Below are 262 nucleotides of genomic sequence, written 5' to 3'. Positions count from 1 at the left end.
CCGCCACCGTTCTGGAACTCTGCCGCGAGGTTGTCGCGTACCTTCCCGATCTGCGAGTTCACTTGCCCTGCCACCCGGTTGGGGTTGGCTGTCAGGCCTGCCGCCGCCAGGTCCTTCATCCGCAGGCGGGTTGTCGCCTTGCCGAGGCCGGCATGGACAAAGCCGAGCATTGGCGCCAACAGGCGCCGGTCCAGGGCATTGCCGGGCATCGCGGTCATCAGGTACTGGTGCAGGGACGAAAACAGTGAAAGCACCAGCTTGA

The 262-nt window shown here is 64.9% G+C and carries 1 protein-coding gene; it reads right to left on the bottom strand.

Annotation, left to right across the window (positions count from 1 at the left end; genetic code table 11):
* The coding region (locus DM813_RS28330) for a hypothetical protein (RefSeq protein ID WP_164897186.1) at positions 1-262 on the bottom strand (262 nt) is incomplete at both ends.

It is taken from the genome of Pseudomonas alkylphenolica (assembly GCF_004025535.1).
GTDB lineage: Bacteria > Pseudomonadota > Gammaproteobacteria > Pseudomonadales > Pseudomonadaceae > Aquipseudomonas > Aquipseudomonas alkylphenolica_A.
The sequence above is the reverse complement of the archived record's forward strand: the minus strand, read 5'-3'. Positions and strand labels throughout refer to the sequence as shown.